Origin of the sequence: Mesorhizobium sp. J428 (assembly GCF_024699925.1) — a bacterium.
GTDB lineage: Bacteria > Pseudomonadota > Alphaproteobacteria > Rhizobiales > Rhizobiaceae > Mesorhizobium_A.
In genome coordinates this window covers 276,058-297,392 of record NZ_JAJOMX010000001.1, presented here as the reverse complement: position 1 = coordinate 297,392, position 21,335 = coordinate 276,058, and the positions used below count along the sequence as shown (strand labels likewise).

General features: G+C 64.0%; 7 protein-coding genes and 3 pseudogenes. 6 read left to right on the top strand and 4 right to left on the bottom strand.

The genetic code is table 11. The features are described from left to right. Positions 1 to 319: 319 nt before the first annotated feature. A pseudogene (locus tag LRS09_RS01450) lies at positions 320 to 1,428 on the bottom strand (IS3 family transposase). 297 nt (positions 1,429 to 1,725) lie between these two features. Between LRS09_RS01450 and LRS09_RS01445 the strand changes: the two are divergent. Further along, a pseudogene (locus tag LRS09_RS01445) lies at positions 1,726 to 3,063 on the top strand (TIR domain-containing anti-phage reverse transcriptase); the annotation flags it as partial. 217 nt (positions 3,064 to 3,280) lie between these two features. Here the strand turns inward: LRS09_RS01445 and carB are convergent. After that, positions 3,281 to 6,775, bottom strand: a complete 3,495-nt coding sequence (gene carB, locus LRS09_RS01440) for a carbamoyl-phosphate synthase large subunit (protein WP_257803803.1) — start codon at positions 6,773 to 6,775, stop codon at positions 3,281 to 3,283. A 244-nt stretch (positions 6,776 to 7,019) separates the two neighbouring features. On the opposite strand from carB, the gene LRS09_RS01435 reads away from it, so the two are divergent. Together LRS09_RS01435 and LRS09_RS01430 are read left to right on the top strand one after the other, a co-directional pair. Further along, positions 7,020 to 8,432, top strand: coding sequence for an MBOAT family protein (locus LRS09_RS01435; protein ID WP_257803802.1), 1,413 nt, complete (start codon positions 7,020 to 7,022; stop codon positions 8,430 to 8,432). Positions 8,433 to 8,434: 2 nt separating this feature from the next. Continuing rightward, on the top strand, positions 8,435 to 9,919 hold the full coding sequence (locus tag LRS09_RS01430) for a hypothetical protein (RefSeq protein ID WP_257803801.1): 1,485 nt from the start codon (positions 8,435 to 8,437) through the stop codon (positions 9,917 to 9,919). Positions 9,920 to 9,928: 9 nt separating this feature from the next. Here LRS09_RS01430 and LRS09_RS01425 read toward each other — a convergent pair whose 3' ends face one another. Both LRS09_RS01425 and LRS09_RS01420 read right to left on the bottom strand, forming a co-directional pair. After that, positions 9,929 to 12,772: a caspase family protein gene (locus LRS09_RS01425; RefSeq protein ID WP_257803800.1), complete on the bottom strand. Its 2,844-nt coding sequence runs from the start codon at positions 12,770 to 12,772 to the stop codon at positions 9,929 to 9,931. Positions 12,773 to 12,777: 5 nt separating this feature from the next. Then, complete coding sequence (locus LRS09_RS01420; RefSeq protein ID WP_257803799.1) at positions 12,778 to 17,049, bottom strand: caspase family protein; 4,272 nt, start codon at positions 17,047 to 17,049, stop codon at positions 12,778 to 12,780. Positions 17,050 to 17,193: 144 nt separating this feature from the next. Between LRS09_RS01420 and LRS09_RS01415 the strand changes: the two genes are divergently transcribed. From LRS09_RS01415 to LRS09_RS01405, 3 genes and pseudogenes are all read left to right on the top strand, one after another. Next, on the top strand, positions 17,194 to 17,379 hold the full coding sequence (locus LRS09_RS01415; RefSeq protein ID WP_257803797.1) for a hypothetical protein: 186 nt from the start codon (positions 17,194 to 17,196) through the stop codon (positions 17,377 to 17,379). A 198-nt stretch (positions 17,380 to 17,577) separates the two neighbouring features. Next, on the top strand, positions 17,578 to 20,217 hold the full coding sequence (locus LRS09_RS01410; RefSeq protein ID WP_257803796.1) for an EAL domain-containing protein: 2,640 nt from the start codon (positions 17,578 to 17,580) through the stop codon (positions 20,215 to 20,217). 155 nt (positions 20,218 to 20,372) lie between these two features. Further along, positions 20,373 to 21,295: pseudogene (locus tag LRS09_RS01405) on the top strand (neutral zinc metallopeptidase). The last annotated feature ends 40 nt before the right edge of the window (positions 21,296 to 21,335 follow it).

The following is a 21,335-nucleotide window of genomic DNA, read 5'->3' as shown; positions in this document are numbered from 1 at the left end:
GACGTAGACTGTCCACAGGGTGGCCCTTGCTTAAGCCATTTGCCAGCCGCGCGAATTGGCTCCGGTATTGCAATCTGGAGAGGCATCCCATGAACAGATTGCCAACAAGGTTCAAGTGCGTATCAGGGCGCACGTGAATTTTAAACATCACAACCGCATAGTACGCGGTTGGCGACTTTCGCTTCGCTGCCGGCCATCTAGATGTCGAGCGTTGACAACCAAGAGGGGTCGGAAATAGCCTACACTTGGCTTGGCCCTCTAGTTGGAGCTGTTGAATCCACGGCTACTCGCTGTGACGTTGCCCCCGATCAGCCCTCATTCATAACTGGACTCTGTTCTCCTTGTGGTCCGATCTGGACCGGTTTGCAAACTCGTTCGGGGTGAGGCCACGCAGGCTCGTGTGTGGCCGGTGCTCGTTGTAGTCGATCCTCCACTCTTCAATGATGCGGCGTGCCGCTGCCATGCCGCGGAACAGGTGCTCGTTGAGGCATTCGTCGCGCAAGCGGCCGTTCAGGCTTTCGACGAAGCCGTTCTGGGTCGGCTTGCCCGGCGCGATGTAGTGCCACTCGACGCGGTTGTCCTCCTGCCACTGCAGGATCGCCCGCGACGTCAGCTCGGTGCCGTTGTCGGAGACGATCATCAGCGGTCGGCCGCGCGTCTCGACGATGGCGTCCAGTTCCCGCGCCACCCGCATGCCCGACAGTGACGTGTCGACCACGAGTGCCAGGCACTCCCGAGTGAAGTCGTCGACCACCACCAGGACGCGGAAGCGTCTGCCATCGGCGAGCATGTCGGATACGAAGTCCAGGCTCCATCGTTGGTTTGCTCCCTGCGGCAGCGTCATCGGCGCCCGCGTGCCCAGCGCCCGCTTGCGGCCGCCGCGCTTCTTCACCGTCAGCCGCTCCTCCCGGTATAGCCGGAACAGCTTCTTGTGGTTCAGTTCGATGCCCTCGCGCCGCAGAAGGATGAGCAGCCGCCGATAGCCGAACCGACGCCGCTCAAGCGCCAGCTCTTTCAGCCGCGCCCGCACCGCGGCATCGTCCGGTCGCCGCGACGCATAGCGATAGGTCTTCGGGTCGAGCCCGACCAGACTGCAGGCACGCCGCTGCGAGTAGCACTTCTCTTCGATCGCCCAGGCCACGAAGCGCTTCCTTGTCCTGGGCGTCAGAACTTTCCCAGTGCTTCCTTCAGCGTCGCGACGTCCAGCATAGATTCCGCTAGTAGCTTCTTCAGCCGCCGGTTCTCGTCCTCGAGGCTCCTCAGCCGCCGGGCGTCCGACACTTCCATGCCGCCATAGCGATTACGCCAGTTGTAGAAGGTCGCCTCCGAGATCCCGTGTTTGCGGCACAGCTCTGCCGTCGGGATTCCCGCCTGGTGCTCCTTCAGCACGCCGATGATCTGGTCTTCCGTGAACCGGCTTCTCTTCATCTCCGTCTCCTTTCGACGGAGTCCAGTTCAAACCGAGGGCATTCCAGGGGGCAACGTCAGCTGAAACGTTACTACACAACGCCGCGCCGGCCGGAATGATCCACCGGCAACACGCTGAAAGGTAAAGAGCGAGGGCCAAGCCGTCGATACCCCCACTCAAGAAAGCTTTGGCGGGCCGCTGTTCAGATTGCAGATGGCCCATTCTGTGAAAGACGTAGCCCATGCGCTGGGTCTTGACCCAGAGAGATTTTTTTATGTTGTACAGCATGCTTCTGATGGGACGTTTACTATCGAGAATTCACGATACCAAAGAAACGCGGGGGTGTTCGTAACATCTCAGCGCCAAAGAAGGGGCTGGCGTTCTCGCAGAATAGGCTTGCTAGAGTGCTTGTTGCGCACTACAAACCGAAGATTTTTGTGAGAGGATATGTGAAAGGGCAATCCTTCTTAACTAATGCTCAGTATCACGAGAGGCAAAGGTGGGTTCTTAATATTGATGTAAAGGATTTTTACCCATCAATTGGTTTTGCTAGAATTAGAGGTTTATTTATTTCACCTTATTTTGGATTCAATGAGCGTGTTGCAACCATACTTGCCCGTATTACGACTTACAACAACGGATTACCCCAGGGTGCTACAACGTCACCTGTGCTGGCGAATATTATTGCTCACAACTTAGACAAGCGGCTTGTCGAGCTCGCGGCGAAAGAGCAGCTTAAGTATACACGGTACGCTGACGATATAACCATATCGTCTAGTAAGAGAAATGTACCGGCAGATATAGTTCAAAGCTGGGAGCCGGCATTTGGCAATCGTGTCGTTCAGATTGGGCGATCTATTAATGATGCGTTCAAGCATTCTGGATTTGAGATTAACCAGTCAAAGACCAGACTTCTATTTCAGTATGAGCGTCAGGAGGTTACCGGCCTGATAGTAAATCGAAGGGCCAATGTCTGGCGTCGTGATATCTCGCGATTGAGGATGAAAATCTACTCAATCAAGCGATTCGGAGCGTCATCGGCAGCGAAAATTTGGATTGGTGCAAATGCGGATGATGGTATGATGTGGAGTCATATATCCGGTCAGCTATCCTTCATTCGACAAGTTCGCGGCACTAATGACCCGGTGCTCGCAAAGCTATGCAAAGAAGCTGTTGTTGCGGGGCTGAAAAGTCCTGAATGGGTGATTAAAATGGCCGATATGGTGCGTGAATTTGATGTATTCCTTTCGCACGCAAGCGAAGATAAAGATAAGATAAGGAAACTTAAGGAGAGACTGGAAAGTCTTGGCGTAAAGGTATTCTTTGACGAAAGCAGTATTGTATGGGGAGATTCAATTGTAGAGAAGATAAACCATGGTCTTCTTAAGTCGACCTACTTTGTTCCTTTTCTATCAAATAGATTTTCGAAGAAGGGGTGGACTAATAAAGAACTTAACAGTGCGATTTCAATGAATATTGATAGAAAGGGAAGAATATTGCCGATCGTCGACTCTGATTTCTCTGTAGACGAAAATTATCCTCTACTGGCAGAGACGTTATACAAGAAATGGCCTGACGATTCAGGAAAAGAGGAAGAATTTATCGATGGTGTTGCGGACGCAATACTGGCTCTTGTCGAGAAAAAGGATGCGTAGAGGCACAGGTGCCTGAGCGCTGCCTGCGGTTACCCCGACCAGCCTTACGCCGACTTTTTAGACGAGCCTAGTGACTTCGCCTTCGGCGAACCGGGCTCTCACCCCCCTCTCTTGCGATTTCTAGCACTTAGCGAGCTATCGCCTTCGGCGGCTCGCTAAGGTGCTGAAATTGCTTTCTCCCCTCGCGGGGGGAGACAGGGGCGCCGCGCTCGGTCGCTCAGTCGAAATAACTCTGCAACGGCCTGACTTCCAAACTGCCCGCCTTCAGCGCAGCGATGGCCTGCGCGGCGGCGTCCATGCCGGCGAGGGTGGTGTAGTAGGGCACCTTGTTCATCAGCGTGGCGCGGCGGAGCGACTTGGAGTCGGAGACGGCCTTCTGGCCGTCGGTGGTGTTGAAGACGAGCTGGACCTGGCGGTTGCGGATGGCGTCCTCGATGTGGGGGCGACCTTCCAGCACCTTGTTGACCTTTTCGGCCGCGATGCCGTGGCCGGCCAGGAAGCGGGCAGTGCCGGAGGTCGCGAGCACACGGAAGCCGAGGTCGGACAGCCTCTGCACGGCCGGCAGGACGGCCTCCTTGTCCTCGTCGCGCACCGATACGAACACGGCGCCCGAGCGCGGCAGGTCGACGCCCGCGCCGAGCTGGCTCTTGGCAAAGGCGAGCGCGAAGTCGGTGTCGAGGCCCATGACCTCGCCGGTCGACTTCATCTCGGGGCCGAGCAGCGTGTCGACGCCGGGGAAGCGGGCGAAGGGGAAGACGGCTTCCTTGACCGCGATGTGGGCGATCGCGTTCGGGTCGATCTTCTTGCCGTAATGCGCGAAGGCGCCGTCGAGGCTTTCGCCGGCCATGATGCGCGCGGCGATCTTGGCGACCGGGCGGCCGATGGTTTTCGCCACGAAGGGCACGGTGCGCGAGGCGCGCGGGTTGACCTCCAGGATGTAGATGTCGCCGTCCTTCAACGCGAACTGGACGTTCATCAGGCCGCCGACCTTGAGCGCCAGCGCCATCGCGGCGGTCTGGCGCTCCAGCTCGTCGATCGTGGCGCGGTCGAGCGTGTAGGCCGGCAGCGAGCAGGCCGAGTCGCCCGAATGGATGCCGGCCTCCTCGATGTGCTGCATGACGCCGGCCACATAGGTGCCCTTGCCGTCCGACAGGCAGTCGACGTCGATCTCGATCGCACCCGCAAGATAGGTGTCGAACAGCAGCGGGTTTTTTCCCAGCAGCGTGTTGATCTGGCCGGTCTTGTCGTTGGGATATTTCTGCTTGATGTCCTCCGGCACGAGGCCGGGCACCGTGTCGAGCAGGTAGGTCTGGAGCTGGCCCTCGTCGTGGATGATCTGCATGGCGCGGCCGCCCAGCACATAGGACGGGCGCACGACCAGCGGGAAGCCAAGCTCGGAGGCGACGGTGCGCGCCTGCTCGACCGACCAGGCGATGCCGTTCTTCGGCTGGCGCAGACCGAGCCGGTCGAGCAGCTTCTTGAAGCGGTCGCGGTCTTCCGCCAGATCGATCGCGTCTGGCGAGGTGCCGAGGATCGGGATGCCCGCCTTTTCCAGCGCATCGGCGAGCTTCAGCGGCGTCTGGCCGCCGAACTGGACGATGACGCCGACAAGCGTGCCGGCCGCTTGCTCGGCGAGAAGGATTTCCAGCACGTCCTCCGGGGTGAGCGGCTCGAAATAGAGCCGGTCGGAGGTGTCGTAGTCGGTCGACACGGTCTCGGGATTGCAGTTGACCATGATGGATTCATAGCCCGCCTCGCGCAGCGCATAGGCGGCGTGGCAGCAGCAGTAGTCGAACTCGATGCCCTGGCCGATGCGGTTCGGGCCGCCGCCGAGGATGACCACCTTCCTGGCGTCGGACACCTGCGCCTCGGAGCGCGGCGCGCCGTCGAAGGGCACCTCGTAGGTCGAATACATGTAGGCGGTCGGCGAGGCGAACTCGGCGGCACAGGTGTCGATGCGCTTGTAGACCGGGTGGACGTCGAGCTTCTTGCGCAGCGCCGCCACGTCCGAGGCCTCGCGGCGGGTGAGCGAGGCGAGCCGCTGGTCGGAGAAGCCCATGCCCTTGAGCATGCGCAGGTTCTCGGCGTCGTCGGGCAGGCCGTGCTCGCGGATGCGGGCCTCCATCTGGACGATGCTCTCGATCTGCTCGAGGAACCACGGGTCGATGGCGCACATGGCGTGCACCTCTTCCGTCGAGGTGCCCATGCGCAGCGCCTGTGCGACCATGCGCAGCCGGTCGGGCGTCGGCGTGCCGAGTGCTGCGCGGATGGCGTTGCGGTTTTCGGACGCGTCGCCGGCGGGCGAGAAGCCGGGGATCTCGATCTCGTCGAGGCCGGTGAGGCCGGTTTCGAGACCGCGCAGAGCCTTCTGCAAGCTCTCCTGGAAGGTGCGGCCGATGGCCATGACCTCGCCGACCGATTTCATCGCGGTGGTGAGCACCGGCGAGGCGCCGGGGAATTTTTCGAAGGCGAAGCGCGGGATCTTGGTGACGACGTAGTCGATCGACGGCTCGAAGGAGGCAGGCGTGGCGCCGCCGGTGATGTCGTTGTCGAGTTCGTCCATCGTATAGCCTACGGCGAGCTTGGCAGCGACCTTGGCGATCGGGAAGCCGGTGGCCTTGGAGGCAAGCGCCGAGGAGCGCGAGACGCGCGGGTTCATCTCGATGACGACGAGGCGGCCGTCCTTGGGGTTGACGGCGAACTGGACGTTGGAGCCGCCCGTCTCGACGCCGATCTCGCGCAGCACCGCGATCGAGGCGTTGCGCATGATCTGGTATTCCTTGTCGGTCAAGGTCAGCGCGGGCGCGACGGTGATCGAATCGCCGGTGTGGACGCCCATCGGGTCGAGGTTCTCGATCGAGCAGACGATGATGCAGTTGTCGGCGCGGTCGCGCACGACCTCCATCTCGTATTCCTTCCAGCCGAGCACCGATTCCTCGATCAGCACCTCGGTGGTGGGGGAGGCGTCGAGGCCGGAGCCGATGATCTCGAAGAACTCGGCGCGGTTGTAGGCGATGCCGCCGCCGGTGCCGCCCATGGTGAAGGAGGGGCGGATGATGGCCGGCAGGCCGACATGGTCGAGCGCCTGGGCGGCGACGCCCATGGCATGCGACACGTAGCGCTGCTTGCGGTCGCCTTCGCCGAGGTTCCACTCGGTCTCGAGCGCGTCGAGGGCGGCGTCGAGGTCGGGCGGATTGGCGGCCTTGAGCTCGGCGCGGCGGGCCTCATGCTTCCGCTTGTCGGCATCCTTCACCTCGGATGCGTTGGCGAGCATCGAGCGCGGCGTCTCCAGCCCAATGCGGGCCATCGCCTCGCGGAACAGCGAGCGGTCCTCGGCCATGTCTATGGCCTCGGCATTCGCGCCGATCATCTCGACGCCGTAGCGGTCGAGCACGCCCATGCGGCGCAGCGACAAAGCGGTGTTGAGCGCGGTCTGGCCGCCCATGGTGGGCAGGATGGCGTCCGGCCGCTCCTTGGCGATGATCTTGGCGACCACCTCGGGTGTGATCGGCTCGATATAGGTGGCGTCGGCCAGCTCCGGGTCGGTCATGATGGTGGCCGGGTTGGAGTTGACCAGGATGACGCGAAAGCCCTCCTCCTTCAGCGCCTTGCAGGCCTGGGTGCCGGAATAGTCGAACTCGCAGGCCTGGCCGATGATGATCGGCCCGGCGCCGACGATGAGGATCGACTTGATGTCTGTGCGTTTCGGCATGGTGGTCCCGGCGTGTGCGCAAGCCGCCGGTGCGGGCAGGTCCGCCGGCGGCCGATCGATTCCGATGTAAGGCTAGGCGGGCTCTATAGGGGAGAAGCGGGAGCGATGTAACCCCCTATCGGCAAGGGAGAGGTGGATTGCGGCCTTGCGGTTCGCCCGAGCAGTCCGTCGCTCGCGGCGCGAATTGACTCCGAAGCGTTCATCTGCGATCTGCGACAGCACAGTCATTTCTTCCGGCAGATAGATGGTATTCTCGGACCAGGCTTTTCTCTACCTGTATCTGCCGGTCACGCTGCTGTTGGGAGTGATCCTGAACGGCACGAGACTGTTCTCTCCGTTCATCCTGCTGTCGAGCCTGATCTTCTTCTACTGGTCGTCGGGCCTCTACGTCTTCCTGCTGCTCGTCAGCATCGTGCTGAACTATGCCGGCGCGCTCGCGGTGGAGCGGTGGCATCGCAGGAGCGTCGTGGCGGCGGTGATCGGCCTCAACGTGCTGATCCTGTGCTATTACAAATACACCGCCTTCCTGCTGGGCAGCGTCGGCTTCTTCGGCTCGGAGCCGCTCAAGGCCTTCGCCGAGGCGATCGTGCTGCCGATCGGCATCTCCTTCTTCACCTTCCAGGGCATCTCCTACGTCATCGACGTGTGGCGCCGTGAGGTGAAGGCCGAGCGCAACATCGTGCTGTTCGCGGCCTACAAGGCGTTCTTCCCGCAGCTGATCGCCGGTCCGATCGTGCGATACAAGGATGTCGAGAAGGATTTCCACCATCCCGAGCTGGACACCGACATCTTCGCCGCGGGTGCCGCACGGTTCATGGTCGGCCTGTGCAAGAAGGTGCTGATCGCCGACAGCGTCGCAGGCGTGGCGGACGCGTCCTTCGCGCTGGCGGGCGCAGACCAGACCTTCGCATCGGCCTGGCTCGGCGCCATCGCCTATTCGATCCAGATCTATTTCGACTTCTCCGGCTATTCCGACATGGCGATCGGGCTGGCCATGATGTTCGGCATCCGCTTCCGGGAGAACTTCAACCATCCTTACGCGGCGGCGACGGTGACCGAGTTCTGGCGGCGCTGGCACATGTCGCTATCGACCTGGTTCCGCGACTATCTCTACATTCCGCTCGGCGGCAACCGGGCGGGACCGGTGCGCACCTATGTCAACCTGATGATCGTCTTCCTCGCCACCGGCGTCTGGCACGGGGCGGCGTGGACCTTCGTGCTGTGGGGCATCTATCACGGCGCGTTCCTGATCGGGGAGCGGCTGCTGCTGGGCGGCAGGGCGGTCGCCTCGCAGGCGCTGCGGCTGATCTACTTCTTCCCGGTGGTGATCGTCGGCTGGGTGATGTTCAGGGCGCCTGACCTGCCCGCCTTCGTCAGCCATCTGCGGGCCATGGCCTCGCCGCTCGCCGAGGGGGCGTGGACGATTCCAGGAGGCGTGCAGCTTGCGCTCTCCCCGCAGGCGACGGCGACGATGCTGCTCGCCTGCCTGCTCATCCTGATGCAAGGTGAGTTCCGGCCGGCGGGCGTGGTCGTCGCAGGCGCGAGCGGCGAACTCGCGCGATACGGCCGTCTGGCCTTCGTCGTCGCTGCGGTCACCGTGTGCACGATCTACGTCATTCCGCAGTCGTTCTCGCCCTTCCTCTATTTCAGGTTCTGAGGATGAAGCTCGCCAATCTCGTCACCGCCGCCGTCTTCGCCGTGTTCCTGGCGGCGCCACTAGGAAGCCTTGCGGTTATGGGGCTCGACCCAGCGGCCGAGAAAGCGGTATCAGTGGTGGAACTTACCTCCGCCAAATTGCTAATGCCGGACGATAGGTACCGCAACGACTTGTCGCGGCGGCTCGTGACCAACTCTCCCATCGGCATGGACGCCATCCGAGTCAAGAATACCATGGATTTCAAGGTGTTCGGCTTCGTCAATACCTTGCAGGCAATTTCCGGGGAAGGTGGATGGCTGTTCTACAAGCCTGGTTTCCAAAACGGGGCATGCCTTTCGGATCGCGACATCAGTGTTGGTCTGGCGCGGATCGAGGCAATGCGCGCGCTCGCTGGGGCGGTAGGCACCGACTTTCGTGTGTCTGTCTCGCCGGACAAGGAAGTCGTCTATCCAGAGAGGCTTGGACCAGCCGCCGAAGCTGCCGCAGGTTGCAAGATCCGGTCTTCGCGCAGGTGGCGAGAGCTTGCAGAAGCTAGCGGCTCGAGCGTGATCGATCACCTCAAGGTCCTCGGACACCGGTATACGGACGATCTGCTCTATTTTAAGACGGATACCCACTGGAATGAATTGGGGAAGATCCTATCGATTTCGCAAATCGCGAAGATATACCTTGGCGAGGATTTGAGCGCTCCGTCGGCTCCATCAAGTGTGGTCTTCAGGGAGACAGATATAACAAAAAATATCTTACGAGTATCATACCAAGAAGATTACCAATCTTATCGAGGATTCATGAGTGAACTTGATAAAATTTCAGGAGATAGGCTCCCTTCAACTCTTATCGTGCATGATTCCTTCTATGGATCGGCTGTGCCTTTTCTGAGAGGCGTCTTCCTTAATCCGAAATTCCTGTCATTCCGCGCAACGGATTTTGATGCGCAAGTCAAAGCGGCCTTCGCGGAAAGACCAGGCTATGTTCTGGTGAATTCGGTAGAGCGAGAGCTGTTTCCGCGCGTGCTCGGGCGGCAGATTTCATGGGCACGCGGTGTCGGCGCGGCGATTCTGGACGTGAACGCCAGTGCCGCCCGGGAATGCGCGGTGTCGGACGCGGGGAAAGACAGCCTCAGACTTAAAAACATGACCGAACTTAAAGCCGGGGATTTCGAGGCGGGAATAGATCCGCAGATATACATAAAACTACCCGACCAGGGCAGGCCATGTGTCCGAATCTCGTTCGAGACGACGGTCAGGCAAAAGGGCTCAGTCTTCCTGCCCATCCAGAAGCCGGCCAATCAGAACGGCGCGTATTTCGAAGGGTTCTCCCTGCCGCTTACGGATGCTCCGGGACCGCGCGACTTCGGGATCATTCTCCCCGAGGATTTCAAAGGCACCGTCTTGCGGATCGATCCGATTGGCGCCAATGGACGGGTGTCCAAGCTGACGATACAGACAGGCTCGTTGCCGCCGCTCGCGACCGCTGCGTCACAATAGCCGCAGGCCCTAACGGGCCTTCAGGCCGTCCAATGCCTTTTGCGCCGTCTCGATGCGTTTGCGGTAGTAGTCGTCGTAGTCCGTCTCGCCCGTTTTCCTGTCATAGGCCCAGGCGGCTTCGATGGCGGTGATCCCCTGACGGATCAGGTCGGCGCTTGACGTGATTTCGCCGAGTGCGACCAGGGCGCCGCCGCGGTTGTTGGTGGCGACGGACCAGTCGTAGGGGAGACGGTCGCGGGTCCATTCGGCAAGCGCGAGGTCGAAGGCTTCGATGGCAGAGCGTAAGAGGGGGGCGTCCCTGCGCTTTGTGCCGAGGATCGTCAGCGCGTCGCCCATGTTGTTCTGGGCAGAGGCCCAGGAGAGCGGTTTGTCGGGGCGGGTCCAGACGTCCATGCAGGCGCGGTAGGCGGCGATGGCCTGTTCCAGCTTCGTCTCCTCGCCGGTGGATGCGCCGAGCTTCTTCAGCACGTTGGCGAGGTTGTTGGTGGCCTTGGCCCAGTCGTCCGGCACGCGGTCCTTGCGCCACTCCTCCAGCGCGTCGCGGTATTCGTATTCGGCGGCGCGGAAGAAGGTGTCGTCGGCCATGCCGAAGCCGAGCGCCTGATAGGCGTTGCCGATATTGTTATGGACGGAGGCCCAGTAGAGCGGGAAGGCGTCGCGGGTCCAGATTTTCAGCACATCCTCGCCGGCCTTGGTCGAATCGGCCAGCATCTTCGGATTGCCCTCGCGCTCGCCGACGAAGAGCATGGTGCCGGCGAGGTTGAACTTGGCGAGGGCCCAAGGGATCGGGTCGGCGTCTGGGCTGGTGCGGGTGACGATCTCCGACAGGAGCTCCATGGCCTCGCGCGCCGTGGCGGTGGAGCCGGAGCGCTCGCCGAGCCGGGACAGGGCAGAAGCGAGGTTGAGGCGGGCGGTCATCCATTCGAGCGTGTCGGCCTCGAAAGGGGCGTCGGCGACGAGCTGGCGGTGGATGGCGATGGCCTCGTCGAGGCGCGCCGTGCCGGCGTCGTTAGCGCCGAGCGAGGTGAGCGCGCTGGCGAGGTTGTTGCGGGCGCGGGAAAGGCCGGTGAGGTCGTTCGCCGCCTCGAAGACCGGGATGGCCTCGCGATAGGCGGCGACGGCGTCTTCCAGCACCTTCGCATCCGCGCGCTGGCGGCCGAGCACGTTGAGCGCGTTGCCGATCTGCAGTTCCGCCTCGGCGTGCGGCAGATTGGAGGGGAGGCGGGCGGCGAGGCGCATGATCTCGTCGCGTTGGGCAACGATGCGTTCAAGCGAGGCGGCGTCGCCCTTGTATTCGCCGTGGCGGTAGCCGGCGATGACGGCGCGGCGGCGGTAGTCCCAGGCGAGCTGGTCGTCCCAGCGCTCGACTTCGGCGAATGCGCGTTCGTAGTCGCTGGCCGCGGCGGCGAAATCGAAGGCGAGCTCGTAGGCGGCAGCGCTCTCGGCGTAGACGCGGGCATATTCGATGCGGCGGTCGCGGATGGCGGATTCAACCGCATCGAGGTCGCGCGACAGCGAGGCGACGCGTGCCTTGGCGCGTTCGTAGATCGAGGTGGCCGTGGCGAGCGCGCCTTCGTTGATCGCTTCGCCGGCAAGGGACGCGAGGCGGATGATTTCGGGGTCGGTCTGCTTCAGGCGGGCGCGCTCGGCCATGATCTCTGACAGGCGCCTGCTCTGGTCGCGCAACAGCGCGTCGAGGCGGGAAGGGTCCTTCGGCGCTTCCGTGCCGAGGACCCGCAGCATGCCGTAGAGCGCATCCATCGGCACGCCTCCGTCGGCCGCGACGCGCTCGACCTGACGTCGGCCGATCTCGGGCAGGGCAGCGATGGTGAGCAGCAACTGGCGGCGCTCGGACAGGATCGCGCCTTCCTCGCCCTCGACCGGAGCGGAGGCGGCGCCGAGATAGAGCAGGCGGCGCAGGCTTTCGTTGACCCAGGGGCGCTGCCTTCCACCGGTCTTGAGATAGACCTCCTCGCCGACCATGCGCATGACGGTTCCGAACTCTTCGCCCGACATCGCGGCGATGTGGCGGACCAGTGCCGCCGCATAGGGACTGTTGCCGCCGGACTCGCCGTCGAGCGCGACCTTGCCGGGCTCGGCGGCGAAGGCAATGACGGTGCCGAGGCCGTCCGCGCCTGCGGCGCCGGTTGGCGCAAAGCGCTGGACGCTGCGGGCGGCGGCGCCGCTGACCGTGACCGGCTGCGGCGCGTCGGCATCGCCGAGGCGGAGGGTCAACCCCGGCGGGAAGGGATTGTCGCGGCAGGCGTCGAGCAGGACGACGACGATCCTCGCCGATTTCCGCAGGCTGGCGATGAAGTCGGAGACGGGCACGAGGCTGTCGGCGAGCTTTTCGGAGTCGCTGCCCGCGTCGGTCGGCACCAGATAGTTCTCGCCAGCGACCTCGACGGCATGGCCGGCATAATAGACCACGGCGAGGTCGGCCCCCACAGCATCCTCGACGAAGAGGTCGAGATCGCGCTTCAGGCGGCGGGCGTCGCGGTCAGTGGAGGCGGAGGTCTCGAAGCCCATGTCGTCCAACAGGCCGTCGACCGCGTCGGCGTCGTTGGCCGTGTTGGGCAGTTTTGCGAGATGCTCGTAGTCGGACTGGCCGATGACCAGCGCCACGCCGCGCAGGGGTTTTTCAGCCAGCGTCGGGCCGCAGAGGGCAAGCATCAGGGTTAGGGCGAGGAAGGCAGTGATGCGGGAAGCGCGATGCTCCCTGCGCCATTCGCGCGCCGGGCGCACTCTCTGCGCCACCGCTTCCCGGCAGACCGCGCGGAGCATCAACGGGATCGGGGCGAGGTCGCCAAGCGCCGCCTGCGCGTCACAACGAACGGCAGAATGCCTCGCCACGCCGCCTACCGCCCCAATTCGGTGCGCAAGGCAGCCGCACGGGCCCGGCTCTCTTCGCCATAGCGCACAAGGGTCGTCAGTTTCCGCTCACGGAACACGGCAAGGGCGGCATCGCAGGCGGCGAGCGCTTCCTCGGCCAGGGCCGGATCGCGCCGCACGCGGCCGAGTTCGGTCATCGCGCCACACAGTGTGTCCTGCGCCTGCGCGGCCTCGAGTGGCAGGGTTGCGCCGCGGAAGACGTCGAGAGCCTCGCGCGCGTAGCGGGCGGCCTCCTGTGCATCCGCCACTGGGTCGCCATGGCGTGCCTGCTGGGTCAGCCCCCATGCCAGGCCGTTGGCGAAGCCGGCCCACATCGCAGCCTCTCCCTCGCGCGCGGTGGCAGCAAGAAGGGCACGATAGATACCGGCCGCCTCAGAAAGTGCGCCTGTGTCTCCTGCCTTGGTGCCGAGCGTCAGCAATGCGTTGGCAAGCGCTCCCCTGGTCTCGCGCCAGAAGGCCGGAAAGGCTTCGGGCGTATAGAAAGCGTCGGCTTCGCGATAGGCCGCGACCGCGCGGCGCAACGAAGCGGCATCTTCCGTAAGATCGCCCAGCGCAAGAAGGGTGTCGCCTTCATTCAAGCGCACGAAGGCCCGATTCTGGGCGTCGAGTGCGGTCGGCGGCAGACGCGCGACGGACTCCAGCAGCGTTGCCGATTCCTGGAATGCCGACGCATCGGCGGCGCTCTGCCCCATGCTCCGCAACGCCTGCGCGAACGTGACGCCCAACGACCAGTCCTGGCTGATGATGGCGCCGGGATCCGGACTGAATACGCCGCGGAAGATGCCGATCGCTTCGTTCAGGAGGGCAGAATCGCCGGAGATCGCGGCGCGCGCGGAGAGCGCCGACGCAAGCTTGGCTCGAAAACGCTCCGCCTCCAGCGGCTGCCCGCCGCGCCGGGCCGGCCCGTCAAGCGCACGGAAAAGACCCGCGGCCTCTTCAAGGGCGGCCGCGTCATTGCGGGACAGACCGACGCTCAGCCGAAGTTCCGCCAGATTGACGGTAACGCGCCGCCAGTCTTCAGCGTTGGTCGCCATGTCGTAGCCGGCAAGCGCCGCGCGGTAGGCAATTGCGGCGCTCTCCAGAGCTGCCTCGTCGCCGCCGGGCGTATAGTAGGCGGCATTCTGCAGTGCAAGACCGCGACTCTCCACCGCGGATGCGCGGCCGGTCCGATCGGATTGGGGCAGCCGTTCGGCGAGGGCACCCCAGGCGTCAGCCGCTTCGCGCAGGCGGCCGACATCTCCGGATGCGCCGAGTTCGTCGAGCAGCGTGGCGAGAGAGCGCTGGTTGTCGACCCAGAGCGCGTCGTCGGTCTGTTCGTCCTGCGCCCTGCGCCACGCTTCGACGGCCTCGGCGCGAAGGTGCTCGCGGCCCGGAAGGCGAGCGAACTCGCGCAGCGCAAGGGCAAGGTTCGCCTGCGTGTTGGACCATGTGCGATGGGGCTCGACACGCGCCTCGGGAACGAGAGCCTTGCGGTAGGCTCCGATGCTCTTCTCGAACAGGACCGGATCGGACGCCGAAACGGCCCGAGCGTAAAGGACGCGGCCGATCGCTGCATCAACCGAAGCCAGCGCGCCAGCCGATTGTCCGTCGGAGAGCAACGCCGCAGCCTTGTAGAGGGCCGTCATGACAGCCTCGCCGTCAGCCTCTTCCATACGTTCAATCGAGAGCGCGGCGTTCACAATGCCGGTTCGGGCGCTATCGGCTCTGGCCGCATCACCCGCGGCGACGGCCGCGGAGAGCGCCGCAGCCTGAACCTCCATCGAACCGGCAATGCGCGGGATGGAGTGCTCAATGTCTCCCATGACACGCATGGCATCGCCGATGAACGATTGGATGCGCGACCATTCGCCAGGAGCGGCCTGTCGGGTCATCACCTCGGCCGCATGGCGGTGAGCGGCGATGCCTTCCTGCAGAACGCGCAGATCCTTGCGCAGCCTGCCGAGGTCGCAGAGCGCACCGCCCATGGAGGTCATCGTGTCGGCCCAGAGATCGGGCAACGTGTCGCGTGTGCGGACCTCGAGCGCCTGGCGGTAGAAGGCCACGGCACGCTCCAGGCCGGCAGTGTCGCCGGACTCGATGGCGAGGGAATGCGCATTTGCGCCGGCGCTCTGGAGAGCGTCGGACCAGTTGACCGGACTTTTGGCGCGATCGACGGCCGCAATCACCGACAGGAACACTGTATCGGCTTCCCGCATGAGGCCGACATCCTCGCGGAGCGCTCCAAGGTCCGACATGGCAACCGCCATGCGATGTGCGGTTTCCGCCCACTGCTCGGGCGCCACGTCCTGCCGCCGTATTTCCAGCGCCTGCCGGTAGAGCGAAAGCGCCTCGTCGAGAAGCGTCTCGTCTCGCCCGAGGCGAGCCAGGTCCGTCATGGCGGAGGCCTGGACGGACACCGTTCGCGCCCAGACCTCAGCATCCTGAGCGCGCGGAACCATCCGCGCCAGTTCGGTGAACCGGTCGATCGCTGTCCGCAGCACGGCTGCGTCGTTCTGCTTGGCCCCGATCTGGAACAGGGTGCCGGCGAGATTGTGGAGCACGTCGGTGCGCATGTCGTCGAAGCCGGCGCCTTCGGCGTAGACCGTAAGGGCCGCCTCGTAGGCGGCCGCCGCTTCTTTCAGCATCGCGACATCGTTTTCGCGCTGGCCGAGCGTAACCAGCGTGTTGCCGAGGAATGTCTGGCTCGTTGCCCAATCGGCACGATCAGGCAATCGTTCAGCGCGCTGCACGATCTCCCGCGCGAGCACAGCCGCCTGGCGCAGATGTTCGGTCTTTCCACCGCGCCAGCCGGAGGCCTGCAGTGCGACAGCCTGATTTCCCCGGTGCGACCACGCTGCCCAGTCGTCCCAGCGTTCGACTTGCTCGAAAGCCTTTTCATAATCGCTCGCCGACTGTTCGTAGTCGAAGGTCATGAAGCTGGTCTCGCCGCTGCGGGCATAAACGTCGGCGAACTCGATGCGTCGGGCCTTGATCTCGGCCTCGACGGTCTCGACGGTATCCTCGATCTCGCGCACGCGTGCCTTGGCCTGCTCGTGCAGCCCGATGGCGGTCTCCAGCGCGCCTTCGGAAATGGCGCGCGCGGCGAGTTCCGACAGGCGGAGAATTTCCGGATCACTGTTTGCGATGACCGCGCGCTCCTTGCGCATCTCGGCGATCTTGGCGGTCTGCTCCCTAAGCAGGCTCGTCAATTCGGCGGGATCTTTCGGCGCATCCTGACCCAGCGCGCGCAGCATGCCGTATACCGCATCCATCGGCACCCCGCCCTCGCGTGCAACGGACTCGACCTGCCGGCGTTCGGCATCGGGCAGGGCGGCGATGGTAAGGAGGAGCTGGCGGCGCTCCTTGAGGATGTCGCCTTCCTCGCCTTCGACGGGATCGGGAGCGGAGCCGAAATAGAGCAGGCGGCGCAGGCTCTCGTTGACCCAGGGACGCTGGCGGCCGCCGGTCTTCAAATAGACCTCCTCGGCGACCATGCGCATGACGGTGCCGAATTCCTCGCCGGTCATGGCCGAGACGTGGCGCAGGACCGCGCCCGCATAGGGGCTGTTGGCGCCGGCCTCGCCGTCGAGGGCGACCTTGCCCGGCTCTGCGGCGAAGCCGATCAGCGCGCCGAAATTCTCCTGCGCGGCGCCGGCCGACGTGGCGCCGAAGCGGCCGACTGAGCGCGTTTCGCCGAGGCCGGCGGCAGAGACGGGAGCGGGTTCCGCGTCCGGGGCCGTCCTGACGGTGGTGCCGGGCGGGAAGGGATTGTCGCGGCAGGCGTCGAGCAACACGATGGTGAGAGGGACGACCTTGCCGAGATCCTGTATGAGGCGCGAGAGCGGCACGAGCGTCTCGGCGGCATTGTCGAGCGAGGAGAGGGCGGCGTCGGTGGGGATCAGCCAGTTCTCGCCGGCCGCCTCGATGCCGTGGCCCGCATAGTAGACGACGGCCGCGTCGGCGCCCTCGGCATCCTCGACGAAGCGTTCGACGGCGCGCCTCAGCTTCTTCGCGTCGGCATCGCGCACGGAGGAGGTCTCGAAGCCGAGCTCGTCGAACAGGTCCTCGATGGCGCGGGCGTCTTCGGGCGGGTTGGCGAGCTTTGCCAGATGCTCGTAGTCGCCGTTGCCGATGATCAGCGCCACGCCGCGCAGGGGCTTGTCGGTGGCGGCCAGCAAGGGGCCGGCCGCGCACAGCAAGGCCAGCGCGCCGACAAGGCACGCCAGAACGGCAGCAATGAAGCCTTTCCGAACGCCCACCGGACCAAGCCCTAACCCTAGGTGAAGTGTCGCCAGACATATGGCGTCAAAATGGCGGCAAATGACAAGTCCCGGCCGACCGGAACCTACCGGCCATATCCGCGTTACTACCCTTGGCCGAATAACGGCCGAGGGAGGAACAAGATGGCTGTAGAGAATGCACCCGCGCCGAAGGGCAAGGCAGCGGCAAAGGGACTGCGGCAAGCTGCCGCCAAGGACGAGAAAAAGGTGGAGGCCAGGACCGGCCGCGACCTCAAGAAAGGCGAGAAACGCTTCGAGGAACGGTCGAGGAGCTCCGACGGGAAGAGCGCCGGAACCAAACAGATGTAATCACGCCGCAGAGTGTCTGTGCAAGAATCTGCCGACGCTTGAACAAGTTCGCCCCATGGCGACCGTTTTCCTTTGCGTCATGACTTTCAAAGCGGGAGCGAAAGCTTGCTTTAAACACTTCGCGTTATAGTCGGCAAATCTGGTCCAAAACCGCGAAAGGCCGGGCGCTTGACCGATCAGGGATCGACGGTCGTTCGCATGCTGCGCAGAGCCTTCGGCTCGGCCTATGTGCCCGCGGGCCTTGCTTTCGTGATCGTGCTCATTGCCAGCGTCTATGCCGGCTATCTCAACCGGTCGCTGCATGAGCAGTCGATGCGCGCGGAGGTGCAGACCAAGATCAACCTGATCCGTGCCAAGCTCGAAGGCAACATCAACTCCAACATCCAGCTCGTGCGCGGCCTTGCAGCGACGATCGAGACCGAGCCGAACATGGACCAGGCGCGCTTTGCCGCGCTCGCGCGCAACCTGTTCCGCGAGCAAAGCCAGCTGCGCAACATCGCGGGCGCACCGGGTCTCGTCATCTCGCTAATGTATCCGATGGAGGGCAACGAGAGGGCGATCGGCCTCGACTACCGAGCCGCCCCCGACCAGAGCGAGGCGGCGCTGCGTGCCCGCGACACCCGGCAACTCGTGCTGGCCGGTCCGGTTGCGCTGCGGCAGGGGGGGACGGGCTTCATCGGGCGCTTTCCGATCTTTCTCAGGACCGAGGGGGAGCCGGACCGGTTCTGGGGCATCCTGTCGGCTGTCATCGACGTTGACAAGCTCTACCGCGACAGCGGCCTGAGAGACCCGGACCTCGGTCTCGACATCATGATCTCCGGCAAGGACGCCACAGGGGGAACCGGAGCGCGCTTCATGGGCGACCGTGATCTTACCGGCGAGAAGCCGGTGACAGCCGATGTGATCCTGCCGTCGGGTTCTTGGCATATCGCGGCAGTGCCGGCCGGTGGCTGGGAGTATACGCCCGACAATGCGGCGCTGTTCCGGACCCTGCTTGCGCTCGCGCTGCTGGCGATCGTGTTGCCTACTTTCTTCGCCGGCCGGCTCTATGGCGAGCGGGAGCGATCGTTCGCGAAGCTCGCAGAGCGCGAGCAGGAGCTCGCACGCCTGTCGCAGCGCCTCAGCCTCGCGCTTGATGCGTCCAAGATTGGCGTCTGGGAGCACAATGTAGCAACCAACGAGCTCGTCTGGGATGACCGGGTCAACGAATTGTGCGGCCTGCCGAAGGACGGCAAGGTTCGCGGCTATGACGACTGGGCGAGCGCGATCCATCCCGACGACGCCGACCGGGCCCGCCGGGACTTCGAACTGGCGGTGGAGCGCCATTCGGATTACGCGTCCGAGCACCGGCTCCTGCTGCCGGACGGCACCCTGCGCTATGTGCGCACCAAGGCGAAGTTCATCGAGGGCGACGGGGACGAGCCGCGGCTGATCGGCACCGAATGGGATGTGACCGAGGACGTGCGGCTGCACAATGACCTCGAGCGGGCCCGCTTTCTGGCGGAGATGCGCAATGTCGAGCTCGAGGCGGCCAAGGGGCGCATCGAGCACAATGCGCTGCACGATCCGCTGACCGGCCTGCCCAACAGGCGCTACCTGGACCAGGTGCTGGAGAACCTTGCGGCGGCGGGCGAGGGCAGCGACGCCGCGCTGCTGCACATCGACCTCGATCGCTTCAAACAGATCAACGATACGCTTGGCCACAGCGCCGGCGACGCGATGCTGGTTCACGCTGCCAGGGTGCTGGAAACAAACGTCCGCAAGACGGACTTCGTCGCCCGTGTCGGCGGGGACGAGTTCGTGGTGCTGTGCCTGGCGTCGCCAACGAATGCCGATCTCTCCGGCCTGGCTGGCAGGATCATCGACGAGATGCGGAAGCCGGTGTCGTATGACGGCCACCAGTGTCGCTTCGGGGTCAGCATCGGCATCGCGGTTGAGCAGGGGGAGGAGGCTGATCCCAAGCGGCTGATGGTCAACGCCGACATCGCCCTCTACCGCGCCAAGAGCCGCGGCCGCAGCCGGCACGAATTCTTCACCGAGGCGCTGCAGGCCGAGATCGTCGGCACGAAGCGGATGGCCGACGAGATCCTGAGCGGACTCGAACGGCACGAGTTCATCGCCTATTACCAGCCGCAGGTCGATGCGCGGACGTTCGAGATTGCGGGCGTCGAGGCGCTGGCGCGCTGGAAGCATCCGCGCCGCGGCCTGCTGTCGCCCGGCTACTTCCTCAAGACGGCGGAAGAACTGAACGTCGTGTCGAGCATCGACCGGCTGATCCTCGAGGAAGCGCTGGCGGATTTCCGCGGCTGGAAGGAGCGTGGTCTGCCGATCCCGCGCATCTCGGTCAACGTCTCGGCCCGCCGCTTGCAGGACGGGGAGCTGATCAGCGCGCTGCGGCAACTCGACATCCCGCGCAACGCGGTGTCGTTCGAACTGGTGGAATCGATCTTCCTCGACGACAATGACGACCTGATCACCTGGAACGTGAACCAGGTGAAGGAGCTCGGCATCGACGTCGAAATCGACGATTTCGGCACCGGCTACGCCTCGATCGTCAGCCTGCAGAAGCTGAAGCCGCGGCGGCTGAAGATCGACAGGCAGCTCGTGATGCCGATCGTCTCTTCCGTGAAGCAGCGGAAGCTGATCGAATCGATCATCGAGATCGGGAAGTCACTTGACATCGAGATCGTCGCGGAGGGCGTCGAGACGATGCAGCACGCCGCGATCCTGAAGGACATCGGCTGCCATTACCTGCAGGGCTACGCCTTTGCGAAGCCGATGAGCGCGCACGATCTGGAGCACTTTGCCCGCACGCACGGGAAACAGAAAGCCTCCTGAGAACGAGCGGAACGGAGTCCCGGCAAGCAACGCCCGTTCGTGCCCGTACGTCCGCCACAAAATCCGCAATGACTCGGTGCAACCCTTAGGCTAATTGTGGGTTGTCTCGTGCCGGCTGACCGGCGCAAGGGTCGAAACCGGATTCGAGGAAGCATATGCGCTGGAGAGGCCGTCGTCAGAGCGACAACATCGAGGATCTGCGCGGCTCCGGCGGAGGTGGCTTCGGCGGCGGGACCGGACGCGGCGGTGGTTTCCGCATCCCGGTCGGCGGTGCACGCAGCGGCGGATTCAGCCTGTCGACGATCGTCATCCTGGTCGTGCTGTTCTTCGCGCTGCGCGCCTGCGGTATCGATCCGCTGGCGATGCTGGAGGGTGGAGGTCTACCCGGCCAGACGCAGGTGCAACCTTCGCAGCCAGGCGGCCAGACGGCGCAGCCGAGCGACGAGATGGGCCAGTTCGTGGCGACCGTGCTTGCCGAGACCGAGGACGTTTGGACCGGCATCTTCCAGGCTGAAGGGCAGACTTACCAGAAGCCAACGCTGGTGATGTTCTCGGATCAGGGATGCGCTCGGCCTGCGGCTTCGCCTCGGCGGCCTCCGGTCCGTTCTACTGCCCCGGCGACCGCAAGGTGTATATCGACCTCGCCTTCTACGACCAGCTCGCCCGCCAGTTCGGCGCGGCCGGAGATTTCGCGCAGGCCTATGTGCTGGCGCACGAGGTCGGCCATCACGTGCAGAACCTGATCGGCGTGCTGCCGCGCTTCAACCAGATGCGCCAGACGATGAGCCAAGCCGAGCAGAATCAGATGTCGATGCGGGTCGAGTTGCAGGCCGACTGCTTCGCGGGCGTGTGGGGCCACTTCACGGACCAGAAGGGGCTGCTCGAAGAGGGCGACATCGAGGAGGCGCTGAACGCTGCCCAGCAGATCGGCGACGACACGCTGCAGCGCAAGACGCAGGGCTATGTCGTGCCGGAGAGCTTCAACCACGGCACATCCCAGCAGCGCCAGACCTGGTTCGCGCGCGGCTTCAAGTCGGGCAAGCTGTCGGACTGCGATACGTTCAACAACCCAATCTGAGGCTGCGGCCACGCGGACATGAAAACGGCGCGCCAGGGGC

What these genes read in the sequence shown, in the direction of transcription:
- LRS09_RS01435 (WP_257803802.1), top strand. Translation starts at nt 7,020, where the DNA reads ATGGTATTCTCGGACCAGGCTTTTCTCTACCTGTATCTGCCGGTCACG.
- LRS09_RS01410 (WP_257803796.1), top strand. Translation starts at nt 17,578, where the DNA reads ATGCTGCGCAGAGCCTTCGGCTCGGCCTATGTGCCCGCGGGCCTTGCT.
- carB (WP_257803803.1), bottom strand. Translation starts at nt 6,775, where the DNA reads ATGCCGAAACGCACAGACATCAAGTCGATCCTCATCGTCGGCGCCGGG.
- LRS09_RS01430 (WP_257803801.1), top strand. Translation starts at nt 8,435, where the DNA reads ATGAAGCTCGCCAATCTCGTCACCGCCGCCGTCTTCGCCGTGTTCCTG.
- LRS09_RS01415 (WP_257803797.1), top strand. Translation starts at nt 17,194, where the DNA reads ATGGCTGTAGAGAATGCACCCGCGCCGAAGGGCAAGGCAGCGGCAAAG.